This window comes from Pseudomonas sp. NPDC089569 (genome assembly GCF_050280625.1).
In the GTDB taxonomy this organism is placed as follows: domain Bacteria; phylum Pseudomonadota; class Gammaproteobacteria; order Pseudomonadales; family Pseudomonadaceae; genus Aquipseudomonas.
This window is the reverse complement of sequence record NZ_JBNNVQ010000107.1, coordinates 1-18512: the sequence shown is the minus strand read 5'-3', so window position 1 is coordinate 18512 and position 18512 is coordinate 1. Positions and strand designations below refer to the sequence as shown.

Here is an 18512-nt window from a genome sequence, read left to right as displayed (position 1 = left end):
CGATCAGTTCACGCTCGCCGGTGCCAGCCCGGCCATCGGCCCAGACCATCCGCCAACAAGCACGCAACACCCCTTCGGCCGCATAGGGCTGCGAGACAAACTGCTGCGTCAATCCGGCACCCTGGAGCGCAACGAGCTCAACGACGAGCGCGTGATGGACTCCAACGACCAGGAAAAAGAGCGCGGCATTACCATTCTGGCGAAAAACACCGCCATCAACTGGAACGGCTACCACATCAACATCGTGGACACCCCGGGCCACGCCGACTTCGGCGGCGAAGTAGAGCGCGTCATGTCGATGGTCGACTCCGTGCTGCTGCTGGTCGACGCTCAAGACGGTCCTATGCCGCAAACCCGTTTCGTGACCAAGAAGGCGTTCGAAGCCGGCCTCAAGCCGATCGTCGTGATCAACAAGGTCGACCGTCCGGGCGCGCGTCCTGACTGGGTTCTGGACCAGATCTTCGACCTGTTCGACAACCTGGGTGCCACCGACGAACAGCTGGACTTCAAAGTCGTCTACGCCTCGGCCCTCAACGGCATCGCCGGTCTGGACCACACCGACATGGCTGAAGACATGACCCCGCTGTACCAGTCGATCGTCGACAACGTACCGGCGCCGGCAGTTGACCGTGACGGTCCGTTCCAGATGCAAATCTCCGCTCTGGACTACAACAGCTTCCTGGGTGTGATCGGTGTTGGCCGTATCGCCCGTGGTCGCGTCAAGCCGAACACTCCGGTCGTCGCCATCGACACCGAAGGCAAGAAGCGCAACGGCCGTATCCTGAAGCTGATGGGTCACCACGGTCTGCACCGTATCGACGTTGAAGAAGCTGCAGCAGGCGACATCGTTTGCATCAGCGGTTTCGACGAGCTGTTCATCTCCGACACCCTGTGCGACATGAACAACGTCGAGGCGATGAAGCCTCTGACCGTAGACGAGCCGACCGTTTCCATGACCTTCCAGGTCAACGACTCGCCGTTCTGCGGCAAGGAAGGCAAGTTCGTGACCTCCCGCAACATCAAGGAGCGTCTGGACAAGGAACTGCTGTACAACGTTGCCCTGAAAGTTGAAGAAGGCGACTCGGCCGACAAGTTCAAGGTTTCCGGTCGTGGTGAGCTGCACCTGTCGGTTCTGATCGAAACCATGCGTCGTGAAGGCTTCGAAATGGCCGTAGGCCGTCCAGAAGTGATCATCCGCGAAGTGAATGGCACCAAGCAGGAACCATTCGAAAACGTGACCATCGACATCCCTGAAGAATCCCAGGGCAAGGTCATGGAAGAGATGGGCCTGCGTAAAGGCGACCTGACCAACATGTCTCCGGATGGCAAGGGCCGTGTGCGCCTTGAGTACAACATCCCGGCTCGCGGTCTGATCGGTTTCCGTAACCAGTTCCTGACCCTGACCAACGGTGCAGGCATCCTGACCTCGATCTTCGATCGCTACGACACCATGAAGTCCGGCCAAATGTCCGGCCGTCTGAACGGTGTTCTGGTATCGGTGGAAACCGGCAAGGCACTGACCTACTCCCTGGAAACCCTGCAGGCGCGCGGCAAGCTGTTCGTCGAGCACGGCCAGGAGATCTACAACGGTCAGATCATCGGTCTGAACAGCCGTGACAACGACCTGGGTGTCAACCCTACCAAGGGCAAGAAGCTCGACAACATGCGTGCTTCGGGTAAAGACGAAACCATCGCGCTGGTTCCGCCAGTTCGCCACACGCTGGAACAGGCTCTGGAATTCATCCAGGACGACGAGCTGTGCGAAGTGACTCCAAAGTCCATCCGTCTTCGCAAGAAGATCCTGGACGAAGGCGAGCGTACCCGTGCTGCCAAGAAAGCCAAGGCGTAATTAGCCCAGGCTGAATGAAAACGCCCCCGGTCGAAAGGCCGGGGGCGTTTTTGTTTGTCCGGGATTTTTGTGGTGAGGTTGGGGGCCTCATCGCTGGCAAGCCAGCTCCCACATGGTTAGCGTCGGGCATATCCTTTGTGTACGACTCGACCCTGTGGGAGCTGGCTTGCCAGCGATGGCGGCTCTTCAGCCACCACAGGAATCAGAACCGCTCGATACCGCGCGAACTGCGCTCGCGCTCCACTTCCTTGGGCTTGTACGCGCAATACCCCGGTCGCGGGCCAATTTTCGGGTGATTGCGGCAGGTGTCCGGGCGTTTTTCATAAATAGTGCACAGACGGCTCTTACGATCCAGGTAGTAGCAATCGTTGTTGCTCATGCGCTGGAGCGTGAAGATGCCCGACTTTTGGTTGAAACGCTCGACCAGGCCTTCCTTTTGCAGGCGCTTGGCGATGTTTTTAGGCGGTTCGCCCAGTTCGAACTCGTCGACCACGCCGATGCGCACCAGGTCCTTGATCTTGACCTCGACCGGCAGGGTGCAGCAGCTGGAGACACAGGAACCGCACATCGGAGCCGAATATTTGGCCCACGTCTCGAGACGGTCGATCTCGGCAGCGGCAATCAGGGTGGGCTTCATCATCGGGAACTACCAGGCATATGCATCAGGGCGCGCGATCATACCGGGACGGGTGGATTTTTGAACAACCTTTCGCCAGATTTTTTCCTGTCATCCATCGAGTGTCCAATTCGGCACGCGCCCTGCATTGATTCATGCACACGACAATGAATTGCCGAACCATTTCGCACCAACGGGAAAAACTGCCGAACCGGAGCCTCTACCGTCTGTCAGACCGTCTAGGCTCAGACAACTCAAAGTTCGCTCGAGGTCTTATCGATGACTCAAGAACCACTTGTTCGTGAAGCAGAGGTGGCCGCATTCCGCGACGCCGTCCTGACCAAGCTCACCTATGCGGTGGGCAAAGACCCGGATCACGCCTTTGACCATGACTGGTTCGAAGCCATTGCGCTGGCTGCGCGTGATCATATGGTCGAGCACTGGATGGACCACACGCGCCAGATTTATCGCAAGGGTCAGAAACGCGTTTATTACCTGTCCCTGGAATTCCTCATCGGCCGGTTGCTTTACGACAGCCTGAGCAACCTGGGGCTTTTGGACGTGGCACGCGAGGCGCTGACCGAGCTGGGCGTCGACCTGGAACGCATCCGCCTGCTGGAGCCCGATGCGGCATTGGGCAACGGCGGTCTGGGGCGACTGGCGGCGTGTTTCATGGAAAGCATGTCGACGCTGGGCATTGCCGGTCATGGTTACGGAATTCGCTATGAGCACGGTTTGTTTCGTCAGGCCATCGTCGACGGTTGGCAGCAGGAGCAAACCGAACACTGGCTGGATTTCGGCAACCCCTGGGAGTTCGAGCGGCCGGAAGTGGTGTACCCGATCGGTTTCGGTGGTGGCGTCGAGACCGTGACCGATAGCGAAGGCAAGACAAAACAAGTCTGGCACCCGGCGGAAACCGTGCGGGCCATTGCCTACGACACGCCCGTGGTCGGCTGGCGAGGCGCGAGCGTGAATACCTTGCGTCTGTGGCGCGCACGGGCCATGGAAGACTTGCACCTGGAGCGCTTCAACGCAGGCGATCACCTGGGGGCGGTGGCGGAGGTGGCCCGGGCCGAAAGCATCTCTCGCGTTCTGTATCCGGCGGACAGCACCGAAGCCGGCCAGGAGCTGCGTCTGCGCCAGGAATACTTTTTCGTCGCCGCATCCCTGCAGGATCTGCTGCGCCGCCACCGCAACATGCACACCTCGGTGTTGACCCTGGGCGATCACGCCGCGATTCAACTCAACGACACCCACCCCTCGATTGCCGTGGCCGAACTGATGCGGCAATTGGTCGACGTGTATGACGTGGCGTGGGACGCCGCGTGGCAGGTCACGGTCGACACGCTGTCGTACACCAACCACACGTTGCTGCCTGAAGCGCTGGAAACCTGGCCGGTCGGTTTGATGGAACGCATGTTGCCGCGGCACATGCAGATCATTTACCTGATCAATGCCCAGCACATCGACTCGCTGCGGGCCAAGGGCATCCATGACTTCGACGTGCTTCGCGCGGTGTCGCTGATCGAGGAGGACAACGGTCGCCGCGTGCGCATGGGCAATCTGGCATTCCTCGGTTCACACAGCGTCAACGGCGTGTCCGGTCTGCATACGCAACTGATGCGCAAAACCGTGTTTTCGGAACTGCACAAGCTCTACCCGGAGCGGATCAACAACAAAACCAACGGCATTACCTTCCGACGCTGGCTGTACCAGGCCAACTCGGAGCTCACTTCCATGCTGGTGGATGCACTGGGACCGGAGGTGCTGGACAAGCCCGAGGAACGCTTGCAGGACCTGGCACCGTTCGCCGAAAAGGCCTCGTTTCGCAAGGCCTTTGCCGAGCAGCGCCTGCACAATAAAAAGGCCCTGGCCTATCTGATTCACGAACGCTTGGGGATCGCGGTCAATCCGGCGGCGATGTTCGACGTACAGGTCAAGCGCATCCACGAGTACAAACGCCAGTTGCTCAACCTGATGCACACGGTGGCGCTGTATCAGGCCATCCGCGCGGAACCTGAAATCGACTGGGTGCCGCGGGTGAAGATCTTCGCCGGTAAAGCGGCGGCCAGTTATCACCAGGCCAAGCTGATCATCAAGCTGACCAACGACATCGCCCGGGTGGTCAATAACGATCCGACCGTGCGCGGGTTGCTCAAAGTCGTGTTCCTGCCCAACTACAACGTCAGCCTGGCGGAGAGCATCATTCCGGCGGCGGATTTGTCCGAGCAGATCTCCACCGCCGGTTTTGAGGCGTCGGGCACCAGCAACATGAAGTTCGGCCTCAACGGCGCGCTGACCATTGGCACGCTGGACGGTGCCAACGTGGAAATGTGCGAGCGCATCGGCGCCGAGCACATGTTCATTTTCGGTCTCACCGCCCAGCAGGTTGAAGCACGTAAACAGAATCACGAGTTCAGTGCAGTGCCCGACATTGCTGCCTCCCATCGGCTCAACGACGTGTTGCAGGCGATTCGTGGCGGCGTGTTCTCACCGGATGATCCATCCCGGTACAGCGGGCTGATCGACTCGCTGGTCGATTACGATCGCTTCCTGGTTTGCGCCGACTTCGATGCCTACTGGGACGCGCAAATGCGTGTCGAAGCCCTTTGGCACGACTCCCAGCAATGGTGGCGTTCAGCGGTATTGAACACTGCGCGGATGGGCTGGTTTTCGTCGGACCGGACCATTGGCGAGTACGCCACGGATATCTGGAAGGCGTTGGGCTGACATCAGACGCCTGGCGGGAGCCCGGTACAAACGGAAAATCGAAAGTCACTGTGGGAGCGAGCCTGCTCGCGATGGCGGACAGACATTCAACGTCAACGTTGAATGATGTGGCCTCATCGCGAGCGGGCTCGCTCCCACAGGTTTTTATTGATCCGCACTAGACTGGGTCAAAGGTAGAATTGCCGGGTTCGCCCCTTGTCGGGGTTGCTTAGGGATATCGGACATGCAATGGATTTTCATGTTGATTGGCCTGGTGCTGGGCTGGCTGCTCGACGAGTCATTCAGCGAGGCACTGCTGGGCGCGCTGCTCGGCCTGGTGATTGGCCAGGCCATCCGCATTGGAAAACTGGCGTCACAGGCTGGCGAGCAACGGGTATTGCTCGAGCAGGCACAGGTTGCACTGCATGGGGTCGAGCAACGGCTGGCGCTATTGGAAGCTTCCGGCGTCAGCGCCTCCGAGCCCGTTATCAGCGAAACGGTATTGACCCCTGACATCGAAGTCGCGCAACCCGCTGTCGAAACCCCCGAACTGATCTGGGAACTGCCCCCCGAGCCCGTCAGCGCCGTGGCCGTCGAAGCCCAAGCCCAAGCAGCAACGCACTTCGATGCCTGGAGTGCACAGGCGCCTCAGCAACCCGCCACCCCCCGCGAACCCAATTTGATCGAACGCGCCATCAGCGGTGCCCGGGCCTGGCTGTTTGGTGGCAACACGGTGTTGCGGGTCGGTGTCGTCCTCTTGTTTCTCGGCCTGGCCTTTCTGCTGCGCTATGCCACTGAAGGCATGGTGGTGCCGATCGAGTTGCGCTACGCCGGTGTCGCGGCGGCGGCGCTCGGTCTGCTGGGCCTCGGTTGGTGGCTGCGCACGCGAAACAACAATTACGCATTGATCCTGCAAGGCGCCGGGGTCGCTGTGCTGTACCTGACGGTGTTTGCAGCCATGCGTTTGCACCCGCTTATCGATCCCTCCCTGGCGTTTGGGCTGCTGGTTGCGGTGACGGTGTTTTCGGCGATTCTGGCCATCACCCAGAATGCCTTGGGTCTGGCTGCTGCCGCGGCGTTGGGCGGGTTCGCGGCACCCCTTCTGGCTTCCACCGGAGCCGGTAGCCATGTTGCGTTGTTCAGCTATTTCGCCTTGCTCAACGCCGGCATCCTCGCCATCGCCTGGTTCAAGGCCTGGCGTTTGCTGAACGTGATTGGTTTTGTCGGCACTTTCGGTATCGGTTTCGCCTGGGGCGCACGCTCCTACACGCCGCAACTGTTGTGGAGTACCGAGCCGTTCCTGATTCTGTTCTTTTTGATGTACCTGGCCATCGGCCTGCTGTTCGCCCGACGCAAGCTGTCGGAGATGGGCGATGCACCCGAGGATGGCAATCGAGAGGCGATGTTGCGTTGGTCGGCGCACAAGGGTGATTACGTCGATGGCACGTTGTTGTTCGGTCCGCCGCTGGCCGGTTTTGGTTTGCAGTTCGCATTGGTGCAGCATCTGGAGTTTGCCGTCGCGTTGAGTGCCCTGGCACTGGGCATCATCTACATCGGGCTGGCCCGATTGCTCTACGCCGGTCGTACGTTGCTGCTGGCAGAAACCTGCCTGGCCCTGGGCGTGATCTTCACCAGCCTGGCGATTCCCCTGGGGCTCGATGCGCGCTGGACCACTGCCGCATGGGCCGTGGAAGGCGCGGGGATTCTTTGGCTGGGGCTGCGTCAGCGTCGACCGTTGGCCCGTGCCTTCGCCTTGCTGTTGCAACTGGGGGCGGCGCTGACCTTCTTCAGTGAGCTGAGCGATGGCCAAGGCAGCCTGCTCGACGGGGCGCCATTGGGGGCGCTGATGTTGGGTGTTGCGCTGCTGTTCAGTTTCTTTCAGTTGCACAAGGCTTTACCCGGGAAAATAGCTGCGTGGGAGCGCAAAGGCCTGCCGGTGCTGGCCTGTCTCGGCTTGTCGTTCCTCTATCTGCTGGCACCGTTGTTTTTCTTCGCCCATGGCACGGCGATCAGTTGGGCATTGGCTGGGCTGGTCACTTTGTTGGCAGGCTTGCGTCTGCCATCGCGGACGTTTTTGTTCACCGCAATCGCCGTGCAGTGGCTGGGTGGTGTGTTGTTCCTGCTGGCCGCCCCATTACCGAACGAGGGTTTGCGTCCATTGGTCCATGGCGATTTCTGGGCGCCGATGGTGCTCGGTGTCGCGGGTTTGTTCGGGGCCTGGCGTTTGCAACATGGCAACGCTGCCGGGGCGCTGAACGGGCTGACTCTGCAACGGCTGTCCCAGGCATTGTTGGTATGGGGTGCAGGTTGGTGGGCGCTGGCATGGGTCAGCGAAGTGCTGCGCTTTGCGCCGTCGCACCTGCAGGCGACGTTGTTGCTCGCAGCGGCGGCTCTGAGTGTCGGGCTGTGGGCAACGCTGGCGCTGCGCCTGAAATGGCCGGCCCTGGGGTTGCTCTGTACGCTGCTCATCCCGGCGGCCGGGCTGGTATTGATCGCAGCCTGGCATTCGCGCTTTCACCCGGCAGCTGATTGGGGCTGGCTGGCGTGGCTCACGGTGTTCACGGTGCATTTCATCTCGGTAAGGCGTCTGGCGCCGATGCTGCCGGCGTGGGCCTTGAGCTGTGCCCATGTGCTGGGTTGCTGGCTGTTGATCGGTGTGCTGGCGCTGGAGTTGCGTTACGGTTTGCTGTTGCTGTCGGAACAGTACAACGCCTGGCGCTGGCTCGGCTGGGCGATTTTGCCGAGCCTGTATCTGGTGCTGATGGCATCACCGCGAACCTGGCCGTGGCCTCTATCGGATTATTCGCGCGAATACCGTGTGTTCGCCGCAGCACCGCTGGCAGTACTGATGCTTGGGTGGTTCTGGCTGGCCAATAGCGTCAGCGACGGCACCGCCGAACCGTTGCCGTATGTGCCGCTGGTCAATCCATTGGAGCTGGGCCTGCTGTTCGCCTTGTTCGGTGTTTACGTCTGGTCGCGCAGCGCGTTGACGCAACTGGCTATCCGCCGGGAGCACGCGGCATACGCCACGCAAGTGCTGGCGGGTGTCTCGCTGTTTGCGTTCTTCACTGCAATGGTCATGCGCACGGCGCACCATTGGGCAAATGTGCCCTTCGAACTCGATTTGCTGCTTGAATCCATGCGCGTGCAGGCCGGCTTGTCTATCGTCTGGACGCTGATGGCCCTTGGGCTGATGATCGGCGGCCACCTGCGCCGGCGTCGCGAAGTCTGGCTGATCGGGGCGGCGCTGATCGGTGTAGTGGTCGCCAAGCTGTTCTTTGTCGAGTTGAGTAACCGTGGTGGGCTGGCGCGGATCGTGTCGTTCATTGGCGTAGGCGTGCTGTTGCTGGTGGTCGGTTATTTCGCCCCGTTGCCGCCAAAACGTGTCGAGCCCGGGCCGCAAGCGGATAAACCGGCCCCGGAAAGCGAAGGAGTGTCGTCTTGAGTCAGAAACTTAAGCGCAGTTGGTTAGGTGCCGTGGCAATGGGGATGGCGTTGATGGCCGGCGCAGCGGAAAAACCGGCTGATTTCGCCACGCAGATGACCCTGCACCTCAGTGGTGAGGGGCCGTGGTATCGGCTCGAATTGCCGCTGGCGGTGCAACTGAATGCACGGCAGACCGACTTGAGTGATGTGCGCGTGTTCAACGCTGTCGGTGATGTTCAGGCTTACGCCCTGGCCCGGGAAGTTGCCCCGGCTGAAGACAATCGCACCATGACCGACGTCAAATGGTTCCCGTTGTACAACTCGGCCGACGACACCGAGCGGGCGCCCAGCGTTCGCGTGCAATCGAGCGCCAACGGCACGTTGGTGCAGGTGCAGCCTTCCAGCCAGCTGGAAGCTGGCGAAGAAGAGTTGCGTGGCTGGCTGCTCGATGCCAGCGGCATCAAGGCGCCATTGCAGCAGTTGATGATCGACTGGACCAGTGAGCGCGATGGCTTTCAGCGCTTCAGCATCGAGGCCAGCGATGATCTGCAGCATTGGCAGTCATGGGGGGAAGGACAAGTGGCGCGCCTGGCCCTTGCCGACGAGCGGGTCGAGCAACATGAGGTGGGACTGCCGGGGCAGACGGCGCGCTATCTGCGATTGCTGTGGAGCACGCCGCACTCGGCGCCGATTCTGACGGCGGCACAATTGCAAAGTGCAAGCCCAAGGAGCCTGCCGGCGCCGTTGGTCTGGTCGCAAGCCCTGGCGGGCAGCACGACCAGGGCCGGAGAATACACCTGGCAGTTACCCATGGGGCTGGACGTCGAACGTGTCCAGATCGCAATGGATCAGCCCAACAGTCTTGCACCTGTCGCCTTGTCCGGGCGTCGGGATAGCAGTCTGCCGTGGCAGCCACTGAGCAACGGTTTGCTCTATCGACTGACCCAGAACGGCCAGGACGTGGTGCAAAACGAACTGCAGCTGTCGGGGCAACGGGTGCAACAGCTGAAGTTGATCGTGGACGAACGCGGTGGCGGCCTGGGTGAGCAAGCGCCAACGCTCAAGTTTGCCGTACGCGCCACGCAATTGGTGTTCCTCGCCCGTGGCCCAGGTCCCTATGTGCTGGCGCTGGGCAACGCCACAGCCAAGGCCGCGAATTTGCCGTTGTCGACGCTGATTCCGGATTACAGCGCGGCGAAGGTGGCGACATTGGGCACCGCGGCGGTCGATGGCGGCGCAGTGAGCACATCGACGGCTGCGCCGGTGCAGGCTGTGACAGGCACGGACTGGAAGAAAATCGGTTTGTGGTCGGTATTGTTATTGGCCGTTGCATTCCTGGCGGCAATGGCTTTCAACCTGCTGCGAAAACCGCCGGTCAAACCCTGACAGACCGCTATCGCGAGCAGGCTCGCTCCCACAGGTATGCACCGTCCGATGTGGGAGCGAGCCTGCTCGCGATGCGATCTATCGGTCGGTAAAAAAGCCCATTTCCAACTACGCTGAACCCCGCGCATGAACTCTCTTCGGTCGATCGCGTCTGATAGGAGGAAATGCGCCCCGACTCGCGTTAAACTGCGCGGGTTTTTCATACCCCCATTCCTCCGGAGCCATCCATGTCCCGCGTTACCTTGAGTCGCTATTTGATTGAGCAGACCCGCAGCAACAACACTCCTGCCGATCTGCGCTTCCTGATCGAAGTGGTGGCGCGTGCTTGCAAGGAAATCAGCCACGCCGTTTCCAAAGGCGCCCTGGGCGGTGTTCTGGGCAGCATGGGCACTGAAAACGTGCAAGGCGAAGTGCAGAAGAAGCTCGACGTACTGTCCAACGAGATCCTGCTCGAAGCCAACGAATGGGGCGGCCACCTGGCCGGCATGGCGTCCGAAGAGATGGACAACGCCTACCAGATTCCAGGCAAATACCCCAAAGGCGCCTACCTGCTGGTATTCGACCCGCTGGACGGTTCGTCGAACATCGACGTCAACGTTTCGGTTGGCACCATCTTCTCGGTACTGCGTTGCCCGAACGAGTACCTGAGCCAGAACGAAACCCTGAACGAAAAAGCCTTCCTGCAGCCAGGCACCCAGCAAGTGGCGGCCGGTTACGCGATCTATGGTCCGCAGACCATGCTGATCCTGACCCTGGGCGACGGCGTCAAGGGCTTCACCCTGGACCGTGAAATGGGCAGCTTTGTCCTGACCCACGAAAACATCACCATTCCTGAAACCACCCAGGAATTCGCCATCAACATGTCCAACCAGCGTCACTGGGAAGCTCCGGTGCAGCGCTACGTCGGCGAGTTGCTGGAAGGTGAGACCGGTCCGCTGAAAAAGAACTACAACATGCGCTGGATTGCCTCGATGGTCGCGGACGTGCACCGCATCCTGACCCGTGGCGGCCTGTTCATGTACCCACGCGACAGCCGTGAACCGTCCAAGCCGGGCAAACTGCGCCTGATGTACGAAGCCAACCCGATGTCGTTCCTCGTGGAGCAGGCGGGCGGCGCTTCCACCGACGGTCACCAGCGCATCCTCGACATCAAGCCTGAAGGCCTGCACCAGCGCGTGGCGGTGTTCCTGGGCTCCAAGCAGGAAGTCGAACGCGCCACGGCCTACCACAAGGAATAAACCATGAACGCGCCCTGGCAGCCGTTGCTTGAGTGGTGGTTCGGTACAGCCCAAACCTCCAGAGCGGTGGCGGCCGACAAGGGCAAGTTATGGTTCGGCAAGCGTGACAGCCAGGACCTCGAAGCGCGTGAGCGTTTCGGGGACCGGGTCGACCAGGCACTGGCCGGCGAATTGACCGAGTGGGCGCAATGCCCCGAAGGTTGGCTGGCGCTGGTGCTGTTGCTCGATCAACTGCCGCGAATGATCTTTCGCGATTCACCCAAGGCTTTTTCCGGCGACATCAGGGCTCAGGCGCTGGTGGCGCAAGGCATTGCCGCGGATTTCGACCGGCAGTTGCAGCCGATTCAAAGAGTGTTCATCTACCTGGTGTTCGAGCATTGCGAGAATCTGGCGGTGCAGAACGAGGGTGTCTCGCGCTACATCGCGTTGATCGCACAGCTACCGCAAGAGGATCGGAGCCTGTTTGCCGATTATCTGGACTTCGCCGAACGGCATCAGAAGGTGATTGCGCAGTTTGGGCGGTTTCCGCATCGCAATGCGGTGTTGGGGCGGGAGAGTACAGCCGAGGAATTGGTGTTTCTGTCGAAGCCTGGTTCCAGGTTCTAAATCTTCACAGCCATTGACGGCCTCATCGCGAGCAGGCTCGCTCCCACAAGGGGTGGTGTCGTTCACCGATCCATTGTAGGAGCGAGGCTTGCCCGCGAACGGGGCTGCCTCAGATCCTGAAGCTGCCCACCAGATGCTTCAACCGCGCCGCCTGCTGCTCCAGATCCGAGCACGCACGCAACGTCGCCTGCAGGTTCTCCACGCCTTCCTGGTTCAGTGTATTGATCTCGGTAATGTCGACATTGATCGACTCCACCACGGCCGTCTGTTCCTCGGTCGCCGTGGCCACCGACTGGTTCATGCCGTCGATTTCGCCGATGCGCTGGGTCACGCTGCCCAGGCGCTCACCGGCCTGGTTGGCGATGCCGACGCTGCTTTCGCTCTGGCGCTGGCTGTCGGTCATGATGCCTACCGCGGCCCGCGCGCCGACCTGCAGTTCTTCAATCATCGTTTGCACTTGCTGCGCCGAATCCTGGGTGCGGTGCGCCAGGTTGCGTACTTCATCGGCCACCACCGCGAAACCTCGGCCGGCTTCACCGGCGCGTGCCGCTTCGATGGCCGCGTTGAGGGCCAGCAGGTTGGTCTGCTGGGAGATGCTGGTAATCACTTCCAGGATCTGCCCGATGTTGACGGTGTTGCTGTTGAGCGTCTCGATGTTGCCGCACGAGTCGCTGATCTTCGCCGACAGCTGTTGCATCGCCGCGATGGTTTTATCCACAACCTGCTGGCCGTCTTCGGCCAGTGAGCGGGCGTCGCTGGAGTGCTGGGAGGCGAGGGCGGCGTTCTGGGCGATTTCCTGGGCGGCGGCGCCGAGCTGGTTGATCGCCGCGGCCACGCTGCTGGTGCGCGAGGCCTGCTGGTCGGAGTTGAACATCGAGGAGTTGGAAGCCGCTACCACGCGCAGCGCCACCTCGTTGACCTGGCCGGTCGCCGAGGACACTTCACGGATGGAGCTGTGAATACGTTCCACGAAGCGGTTGAACGACAGTCCCAATGCGCCGAACTCGTCATGACCGTGAATGGTCAGGCGCTTGGTCAGGTCACCTTCGCCTTCGGCGATGTCGTGCATGGCGCGGCCCATGGTCAGCAGCGGCTGCATCAGGAAGCTGATCAGCATGCCCAGCAACGCGATGATGATGACCACGGCGATCACCATGGCAATGATTGCCGAGGTGCGGAACTCACTGAGCATGGAGAACGCGGTGTCCTGGTCGAGCACCAGCGCCACATACCAATTGGCCGAGGGCACGCCGTTGACCTGGGTGAAGGAGACGAACTGGCGCTTGCCGTCGATTTCGACTTCCTTCATGCCCGGGCTGACTTTCGGCGCGCCGTTAGGGTAGGCGTCGGTCAGGTTCTTGAGCACCAGTTTGCTGTCCGGGTGGATCAGGATTTTGCCGTCGGCACTGACAATGAAGGCATGGCCGTGACCGCCGAAGTTCAGCGAGTTGATGATCGCGCTGACGTTGGACAGGTCAATGTCGGCACCGGCAACGCCGATCATCTGGCCCTGGTGTTGCACCGGGGTCGCCACCGTGATCACCAGTTTGCCCGAGGATGCCGCGATGTAGGGTTCGGTGACGATGGTCTGCTGGGCGCTGTTGGCGGCCTTGTACCAGCCACGGGCGCGAGGGTCGTAGTCCGCCGCACGGTTACCCGCCGGGATCGAGAACATCACGCCGTCGGCGCCGCCGAAGTAGCTGAGCTGGAAGTTACCGGTGTAGGCGGGCAGGTCGATGATGCGTTTGAGGCTGGCCGGCGCACTGCCGTCGGCGCTGACCTGCTGGGCCATCGACTGCAGCAATTGCATGCGGCTTTCCAGCCAGGTCTGGATGTTGCTGGTGGTCAGGCTGCCGAGTTCCTGCATCGAAGCTTCGGTGCTGCTGCGTAGCGTCTGGCGCTGGCGATAGTCGTTGAACAGGATGAAACAAGCGAATGCGACGACCACCACGAGGGCGGCAGCCAGCAGGATCTTGTGGCTGAATTTCATGTTTCTGGTCATGGGGAAACTACCGCAGAGGGGCTGGTCGACAAAATTGGGCGGCAAATCCCACGGGCGTGGCTTTGCGCTGCACCTATGTCGACAGGCTGGCGCCAAAGATTAGGCGAATTTGGCAAAAACCGACGAAATACCTGGGAGATAGGGAAAGCGAATGATTTTCACGCAAAGGACAGACGAGCGGCCTGACAAATAGCCTTGTACCCACGGAACCACGCGGGGGTTTTCACTTCTAAGGATCAGCTTGGCAGCCATGCCAATCCCTTCACCCCCGGAGTTACACCATGTCGCTGCGTTCCATCGCCCTGCTTTCGTTCTGCGTGCTGTTGGCCGCGTGCAGCAAGGTCAATCAGGAAAACTACTCGAAACTATCTTCCGGCATGAGCAAGGCCGAGGTTGAAACCCTGTTGGGTAAACCCGCCGATTGTGCAGGAGCGCTCGGTATGTCCAGCTGTACCTGGGGTGACAAGAACAGCTTTATCAGCGTGCAGTATGCCGGTGACAAAGTGCTGATGTTTTCCGGCCAAGGCCTGAAGTAAACCGGGGCCATGCGCCCGCGGGAGAAAAATAATGAAGCGGTTATTGATCATCCTTTTTGCCGGCCTGGTGTTGGCTGGCTGCGCCACGCCTGGCCAGGACCCGTTGGCGCCCAAAACCGCCAACAGCGTCAACCTCAAGCGTTACCAGGGCACCTGGTATGAGCTGGCCCGTCTCCCCATGTACTTCCAGCGCGATTGTGCGCAATCCGAAGCTCACTACACGCTCAAGCCTGACGGCAATCTGGCTGTGTTGAACCGCTGCCTGACGGCACAGTGGCAATGGGAAGAGGTCAAGGGCACGGCTTATCCACAGGTGCCGGGCAAGACCGACAAATTGTGGGTCGAGTTCGATACCTGGTTTTCCCGTCTGATTCCGGGCACGGCCAAAGGTGAGTACTGGGTGTTGTATGTCAGCGATGACTACAAGACCGCCATCGTCGGTGACCCGAGTCGCCGCTACCTGTGGCTGCTGTCGCGCACCCCGACCGTCAACGGTGTCGTGCGTGAAGACTTGTTGAGCAAGGCGCGCCAGCAGGGTTACGACACTACGCGCTTGATCTGGCGGGCGTCGGATACGCAGATGGCCAAGACCTCGGACTGAGCGTAACTCCCCCCCTGTTGATCGTTCCCACGCTCCGCGTGGGAATGCAGCCCGGGACGCTCCGCGTCCCAAAGGCGTGACGCGGAGCGTCACAGGAGGCGTTCCCACGCAGAGCATGGGAACGATCTTTTGCTGTATCAGCCGAGGAGGTCGCGCAGGACCTGGGTAAAGGCGCGATTGCTTTCTTCTTCGTCGGCATGTCGACCGCCACGCACGACCCACTGGCCATTGACCAGTACATCCCTAACCTGGCGATCGCCACCGGCAAACAGCCAACGGTTCAGAATGCCGTCGCCGCTGGCCGTGGCCAGGTACGGGTCGTTGCCATCGAGCACCATCCAGTCGGCGCGCTTGCCGACTTCCAGCGCGCCAATCGGCTGCCCCAGTGCCTCGGCGCCGCCGTCCAGTGCCGCGTCGTAGAGCGTGCGGCCGACCATTGGCTGATCCGCGCCATACAGGCGATTGCGTCGTTGATCACGCAGGCGCTGGCCGTATTCCAGCCAGCGCAGTTCTTCCACCACGCTCAATGACACATGGCTGTCGGAACCGATACCCATGCGCCCGCCTTGGGCGAGGAAGTCCACGGCCGGGAAAATCCCGTCGCCGAGGTTGGCTTCGGTGGTCAGGCACAGGCCGGCGATGGCGCGGCTTTTGGCCATCAGCGTGACTTCTTCCGGGTTGGCATGCGTGGCATGGACCAGGCACCAGCGCTGATCGACCTCGACGTTTTCGTACAGCCATTGCAGCGGACGGCGGCCGCTCCAGGTCAGGCAGTCATCGACTTCCTTCTGCTGTTCGGCAATGTGGATATGCACGGGGCATTGCTTGTCGCTCGCCGCCAGGACTTCGCTGATCTGCTGCGGCGTCACGGCGCGCAGCGAGTGGAAGCACAGGCCCAGGGACTGCGCCGGTTGCTGCGCCAGGACCGGTTGCAGGCGTGATTGCAGTTTGAGGTAGTTTTCGGTGCTGTTGATAAAACGGCGCTGACCTTCGTTCGGGGTCTGGCCGCCGAAACCGGAGTGGCTGTAGAGCACGGGCAGCAAGGTCAGGCCGATACCGGCGGAGCGGGCGGCCTGGCTGATGCGCAAGGCAAGTTCGGCCGGGTCGGCGTAAGGCTGGCCGTTGTTGTCGTGATGCACGTAGTGAAATTCGGCGACCGAGGTGTAACCGGCCTTGAGCATTTCGATGTACAGCTGACGGGCGATGACGCCGAGCTGTTCGGGGCTGATTTTTCCGACGAGGCGATACATCAGGTCGCGCCAGGTCCAGAAACTGTCATTGGGATTGCCCGCCACTTCCGCCAGCCCGGCCATTGCCCGCTGGAAGGCGTGAGAGTGCAGATTCGGCATACCCGGCAGCAGCGGACCGCTCAACCGTTCGGCGCCATCTGCATGGGAATCGGCCTGAATATGGGTCAATACGCCATCGGCGTTGACCTCCAGTCGTACATTGTTGGCCCATCCACTAGGCAGCAGCGCGCGTTCGGCAAAGAAGGCGGACATGGTTAAGCACCCCATCGTGTGTTATTTGTATATACATATACAGACGTTTGCCTGCCCGGTAAACTCCGGCAAGCTATCAATCTCTCTTCAACGAACAAGGAACCACCGTGCCGACTCCGCCTCCAGTCTCTCCGTTGGCCGCGAACATGGGCGACAGTCCGGCGCCCTTGTACGCCCGCGTCAAACAAATGATCACCCAGCAAATCGACAGTGGTAACTGGCCGCCGCACTACCGCGTTCCGTCGGAAAGCGAGCTGGTCAGCCAGTTGGGCTTCAGCCGCATGACCATCAACCGCGCCCTGCGCGAGATGACCGCCGACGGTCTGTTGGTGCGCATGCAAGGTGTCGGAACGTTCGTCGCCGAGCCGAAAAGCCAGTCAGCCCTGTTTGAAGTGCACAACATTGCCGACGAAATTGCCTCTCGCGGTCATCGCCACACCTGCAAGGTCATCACCCTCGAAGAAGAGGCGGCCGGGTCCGAGCGTGCCCTGGCGCTGGACATGCGTGAAGGCCAGAAGGTTTTCCACTCGCTGATCGTGCACTTCGAGAACGACATTCCGGTGCAGATCGAAGACCGTTTCGTCAACGCGCTGGTCGCGCCGGAATACCTCAAGCAGGATTTCACCCTGCAAACGCCTTATGCCTATCTGAACCAGGTTGCGCCGCTGACCGAAGGCGAGCACGTGGTCGAGGCGATTCTGGCCGAGCCATCCGAATGCAAGTTGCTGCAGATCGAAAAGGGCGAGCCGTGCCTGTTGATTCGCCGGCGCACCTGGTCCGGTCGTCAGCCAGTGACGGCGGCTCGCCTGATTCATCCGGGTTCGCGTCATAGCCTGGAAGGCCGTTTCCACAAATAGACAGCGTCAGTAGAGAGTACAAATGAGCAGTCTGAAAGTTTTACGCGCAGTCGATTACCCGCGCATGCCGTGGAAAAACGGCGGCGGCAGCACCGAAGAAATCACCCGCGACGCCGGCACCGGCCTGGATGGCTTTGGCTGGCGCCTGTCAATTGCCGACATCGGCGAGTCGGGCGGTTTTTCCACCTTTGCCGGTTACGAGCGGATCATCACCGTGTTGCAAGGCGACGGCATGACCTTGTCGGTAGACGGTCAGGTTACACGGCCGTTGTTACCCATCGATCCGTTTGCCTTCAGTGGCGAAAGCCAGGTGTCCTGCACCCTGCTGGGCGGTCCGATCCGCGATTTCAACCTGATCTATGCACCGCAGCGCTACAGCGCACGGCTGCAATGGCTGGATGGCGAGCAACGGTTTTTCAGCGAGGCTGGCACCGTGCTGGTATTCAGTGTCACTGACGCGCTGACAGTGAAGGTCGGTAACACCGCTTCGCAACTTGCACGGCATGACTGCCTGCAACTCACCGGTAACGACGGTTTGCTGGAGGTTTCCAGCACTGGCGCCTGCTGCGTCATCGAGCTGACTGCACGCTGATCCAATACCTATCCCTGTACCTGTAGGAGCGAGCCTGCTCGCGATGGTCGTCAACGATGACGATGGAATCCTGACGCGCCGCGGTGTTCTCAAGATCATCGCGAGCAGGCTCGCTCCCACAGAAGATCGTTTCCCTTCGCGCACCACTTTGTTACCGAACGCCCCAAGCTGGCGCAAAGCCCCGCTCAAGTAACAATCCGTACCTCCTCACAAATCTCCCCCGGAAATATTTCATCTTTGCCAGAGGCCTTGATCCAGGCGCTCTACAGCCCTGTCCGTGATTTTTCTTGAATGCCCATCCAACAAGTTGGCCGCTTGATTGCATATGCTTGTATGTACAAGTAAAGACGTATGTGTATGAGTCACGAGGACTCAACCATCGTCCACAGATTCGCTGGTGTGCATCTGATGCCCATTGGCTTGCTCGCCCACTGCCTGGGTTGGTTTGGATTGATTGCTGAGGAGTTCTTTTCGTGACAAAGCCTACTAAGTTCCGTGACGTTGAAATCCGCGCTGCCCGCGGTAACAAGCTGACCGCCAAGAGCTGGCTGACCGAAGCGCCGCTGCGCATGCTGATGAACAACCTCGACCC

14 protein-coding genes and 1 pseudogene are annotated in these 18512 nt (G+C 60.6%); 11 read left to right on the top strand and 4 right to left on the bottom strand.

The features are described 5' to 3' along the window. Window positions 1-34: 34 nt before the first annotated feature. The gene (gene typA, locus ACQKP2_RS27125; protein ID WP_427581039.1) at window positions 35-1849 is read left to right on the top strand and encodes a translational GTPase TypA; all 1815 of its coding nucleotides are present in this window, start codon (window positions 35-37) and stop codon (window positions 1847-1849) included. Window positions 1850-2051: 202 nt separating this feature from the next. On the opposite strand, the gene ACQKP2_RS27120 is transcribed toward typA, so the two are convergent. After that, window positions 2052-2489 (bottom strand): YkgJ family cysteine cluster protein, encoded by a 438-nt coding sequence (locus tag ACQKP2_RS27120; protein ID WP_427581031.1) that lies wholly within the window; start codon window positions 2487-2489, stop codon window positions 2052-2054. Window positions 2490-2744: 255 nt separating this feature from the next. On the opposite strand from ACQKP2_RS27120, the gene ACQKP2_RS27115 reads away from it, so the two are divergent. From ACQKP2_RS27115 to ACQKP2_RS27095, 5 genes are all read left to right on the top strand, one after another. Next, window positions 2745-5195, top strand: a complete 2451-nt coding sequence (locus ACQKP2_RS27115; protein ID WP_427581030.1) for a glycogen/starch/alpha-glucan phosphorylase — start codon at window positions 2745-2747, stop codon at window positions 5193-5195. 223 nt (window positions 5196-5418) lie between these two features. Continuing rightward, entirely contained in the window at window positions 5419-8619 is a 3201-nt protein-coding gene (locus tag ACQKP2_RS27110; protein ID WP_427581028.1) for a DUF2339 domain-containing protein, read from the top strand. Beyond that, entirely contained in the window at window positions 8616-9986 is a 1371-nt protein-coding gene (locus ACQKP2_RS27105; RefSeq protein WP_427581026.1) for a DUF3999 domain-containing protein, read from the top strand. The genes ACQKP2_RS27110 and ACQKP2_RS27105 overlap by 4 nt, the downstream gene beginning before the upstream one ends. 227 nt (window positions 9987-10213) lie before the next feature. Continuing rightward, a complete protein-coding gene (locus tag ACQKP2_RS27100; protein WP_427581024.1) occupies window positions 10214-11224 on the top strand; it encodes a class 1 fructose-bisphosphatase in 1011 nt (336 codons plus the stop codon). A 3-nt stretch (window positions 11225-11227) separates the two neighbouring features. Next, window positions 11228-11830, top strand: a complete 603-nt coding sequence (locus tag ACQKP2_RS27095; protein ID WP_427581023.1) for a DUF924 family protein — start codon at window positions 11228-11230, stop codon at window positions 11828-11830. Between the two features lie 109 nt (window positions 11831-11939). Here the strand turns inward: ACQKP2_RS27095 and ACQKP2_RS27090 are convergent, their stop codons facing one another. Continuing rightward, the gene (locus tag ACQKP2_RS27090) at window positions 11940-12704 is read right to left on the bottom strand and encodes a methyl-accepting chemotaxis protein (protein ID WP_427581037.1); all 765 of its coding nucleotides are present in this window, start codon (window positions 12702-12704) and stop codon (window positions 11940-11942) included. A gap of 93 nt (window positions 12705-12797) precedes the next feature. Next, a pseudogene (locus ACQKP2_RS27085) lies at window positions 12798-13820 on the bottom strand (HAMP domain-containing protein); the annotation flags it as partial. Window positions 13821-14113: 293 nt separating this feature from the next. Between ACQKP2_RS27085 and ACQKP2_RS27080 the strand changes: the two are divergent. Together ACQKP2_RS27080 and ACQKP2_RS27075 are read left to right on the top strand one after the other, a co-directional pair. After that, window positions 14114-14368: a hypothetical protein gene (locus ACQKP2_RS27080; RefSeq protein ID WP_427581022.1), complete on the top strand. Its 255-nt coding sequence runs from the start codon at window positions 14114-14116 to the stop codon at window positions 14366-14368. A gap of 31 nt (window positions 14369-14399) precedes the next feature. After that, window positions 14400-14969 (top strand): lipocalin family protein, encoded by a 570-nt coding sequence (locus ACQKP2_RS27075; RefSeq protein WP_427581020.1) that lies wholly within the window; start codon window positions 14400-14402, stop codon window positions 14967-14969. Between the two features lie 137 nt (window positions 14970-15106). Here ACQKP2_RS27075 and ACQKP2_RS27070 read toward each other — a convergent pair whose 3' ends face one another. Next, complete coding sequence (locus ACQKP2_RS27070; protein ID WP_427581018.1) at window positions 15107-16471, bottom strand: formimidoylglutamate deiminase; 1365 nt, start codon at window positions 16469-16471, stop codon at window positions 15107-15109. A gap of 146 nt (window positions 16472-16617) precedes the next feature. On the opposite strand from ACQKP2_RS27070, the gene hutC reads away from it, so the two are divergent. The 3 genes from hutC to ACQKP2_RS27055 all read left to right on the top strand — a co-directional run. Further along, entirely contained in the window at window positions 16618-17328 is a 711-nt protein-coding gene (hutC, locus tag ACQKP2_RS27065) for a histidine utilization repressor (RefSeq protein ID WP_427581035.1), read from the top strand. Window positions 17329-17350: 22 nt separating this feature from the next. Further along, complete coding sequence (locus tag ACQKP2_RS27060) at window positions 17351-17920, top strand: HutD/Ves family protein (protein WP_427581016.1); 570 nt, start codon at window positions 17351-17353, stop codon at window positions 17918-17920. Between the two features lie 473 nt (window positions 17921-18393). Continuing rightward, on the top strand, window positions 18394-18512 hold a 119-nt coding region (locus ACQKP2_RS27055), incomplete at its 3' end, for a hypothetical protein (protein ID WP_427581033.1).

What these genes read in the sequence shown, in the direction of transcription:
- ACQKP2_RS27070 (WP_427581018.1), bottom strand. Translation starts at nt 16,471, where the DNA reads ATGTCCGCCTTCTTTGCCGAACGCGCGCTGCTGCCTAGTGGATGGGCC.
- ACQKP2_RS27060 (WP_427581016.1), top strand. Translation starts at nt 17,351, where the DNA reads ATGAGCAGTCTGAAAGTTTTACGCGCAGTCGATTACCCGCGCATGCCG.
- ACQKP2_RS27080 (WP_427581022.1), top strand. Translation starts at nt 14,114, where the DNA reads ATGTCGCTGCGTTCCATCGCCCTGCTTTCGTTCTGCGTGCTGTTGGCC.
- ACQKP2_RS27120 (WP_427581031.1), bottom strand. Translation starts at nt 2,489, where the DNA reads ATGATGAAGCCCACCCTGATTGCCGCTGCCGAGATCGACCGTCTCGAG.
- ACQKP2_RS27075 (WP_427581020.1), top strand. Translation starts at nt 14,400, where the DNA reads ATGAAGCGGTTATTGATCATCCTTTTTGCCGGCCTGGTGTTGGCTGGC.
- ACQKP2_RS27100 (WP_427581024.1), top strand. Translation starts at nt 10,214, where the DNA reads ATGTCCCGCGTTACCTTGAGTCGCTATTTGATTGAGCAGACCCGCAGC.
- hutC (WP_427581035.1), top strand. Translation starts at nt 16,618, where the DNA reads ATGGGCGACAGTCCGGCGCCCTTGTACGCCCGCGTCAAACAAATGATC.
- ACQKP2_RS27095 (WP_427581023.1), top strand. Translation starts at nt 11,228, where the DNA reads ATGAACGCGCCCTGGCAGCCGTTGCTTGAGTGGTGGTTCGGTACAGCC.
- ACQKP2_RS27115 (WP_427581030.1), top strand. Translation starts at nt 2,745, where the DNA reads ATGACTCAAGAACCACTTGTTCGTGAAGCAGAGGTGGCCGCATTCCGC.
- ACQKP2_RS27090 (WP_427581037.1), bottom strand. Translation starts at nt 12,704, where the DNA reads ATGTTCAACTCCGACCAGCAGGCCTCGCGCACCAGCAGCGTGGCCGCG.
- ACQKP2_RS27110 (WP_427581028.1), top strand. Translation starts at nt 5,419, where the DNA reads ATGCAATGGATTTTCATGTTGATTGGCCTGGTGCTGGGCTGGCTGCTC.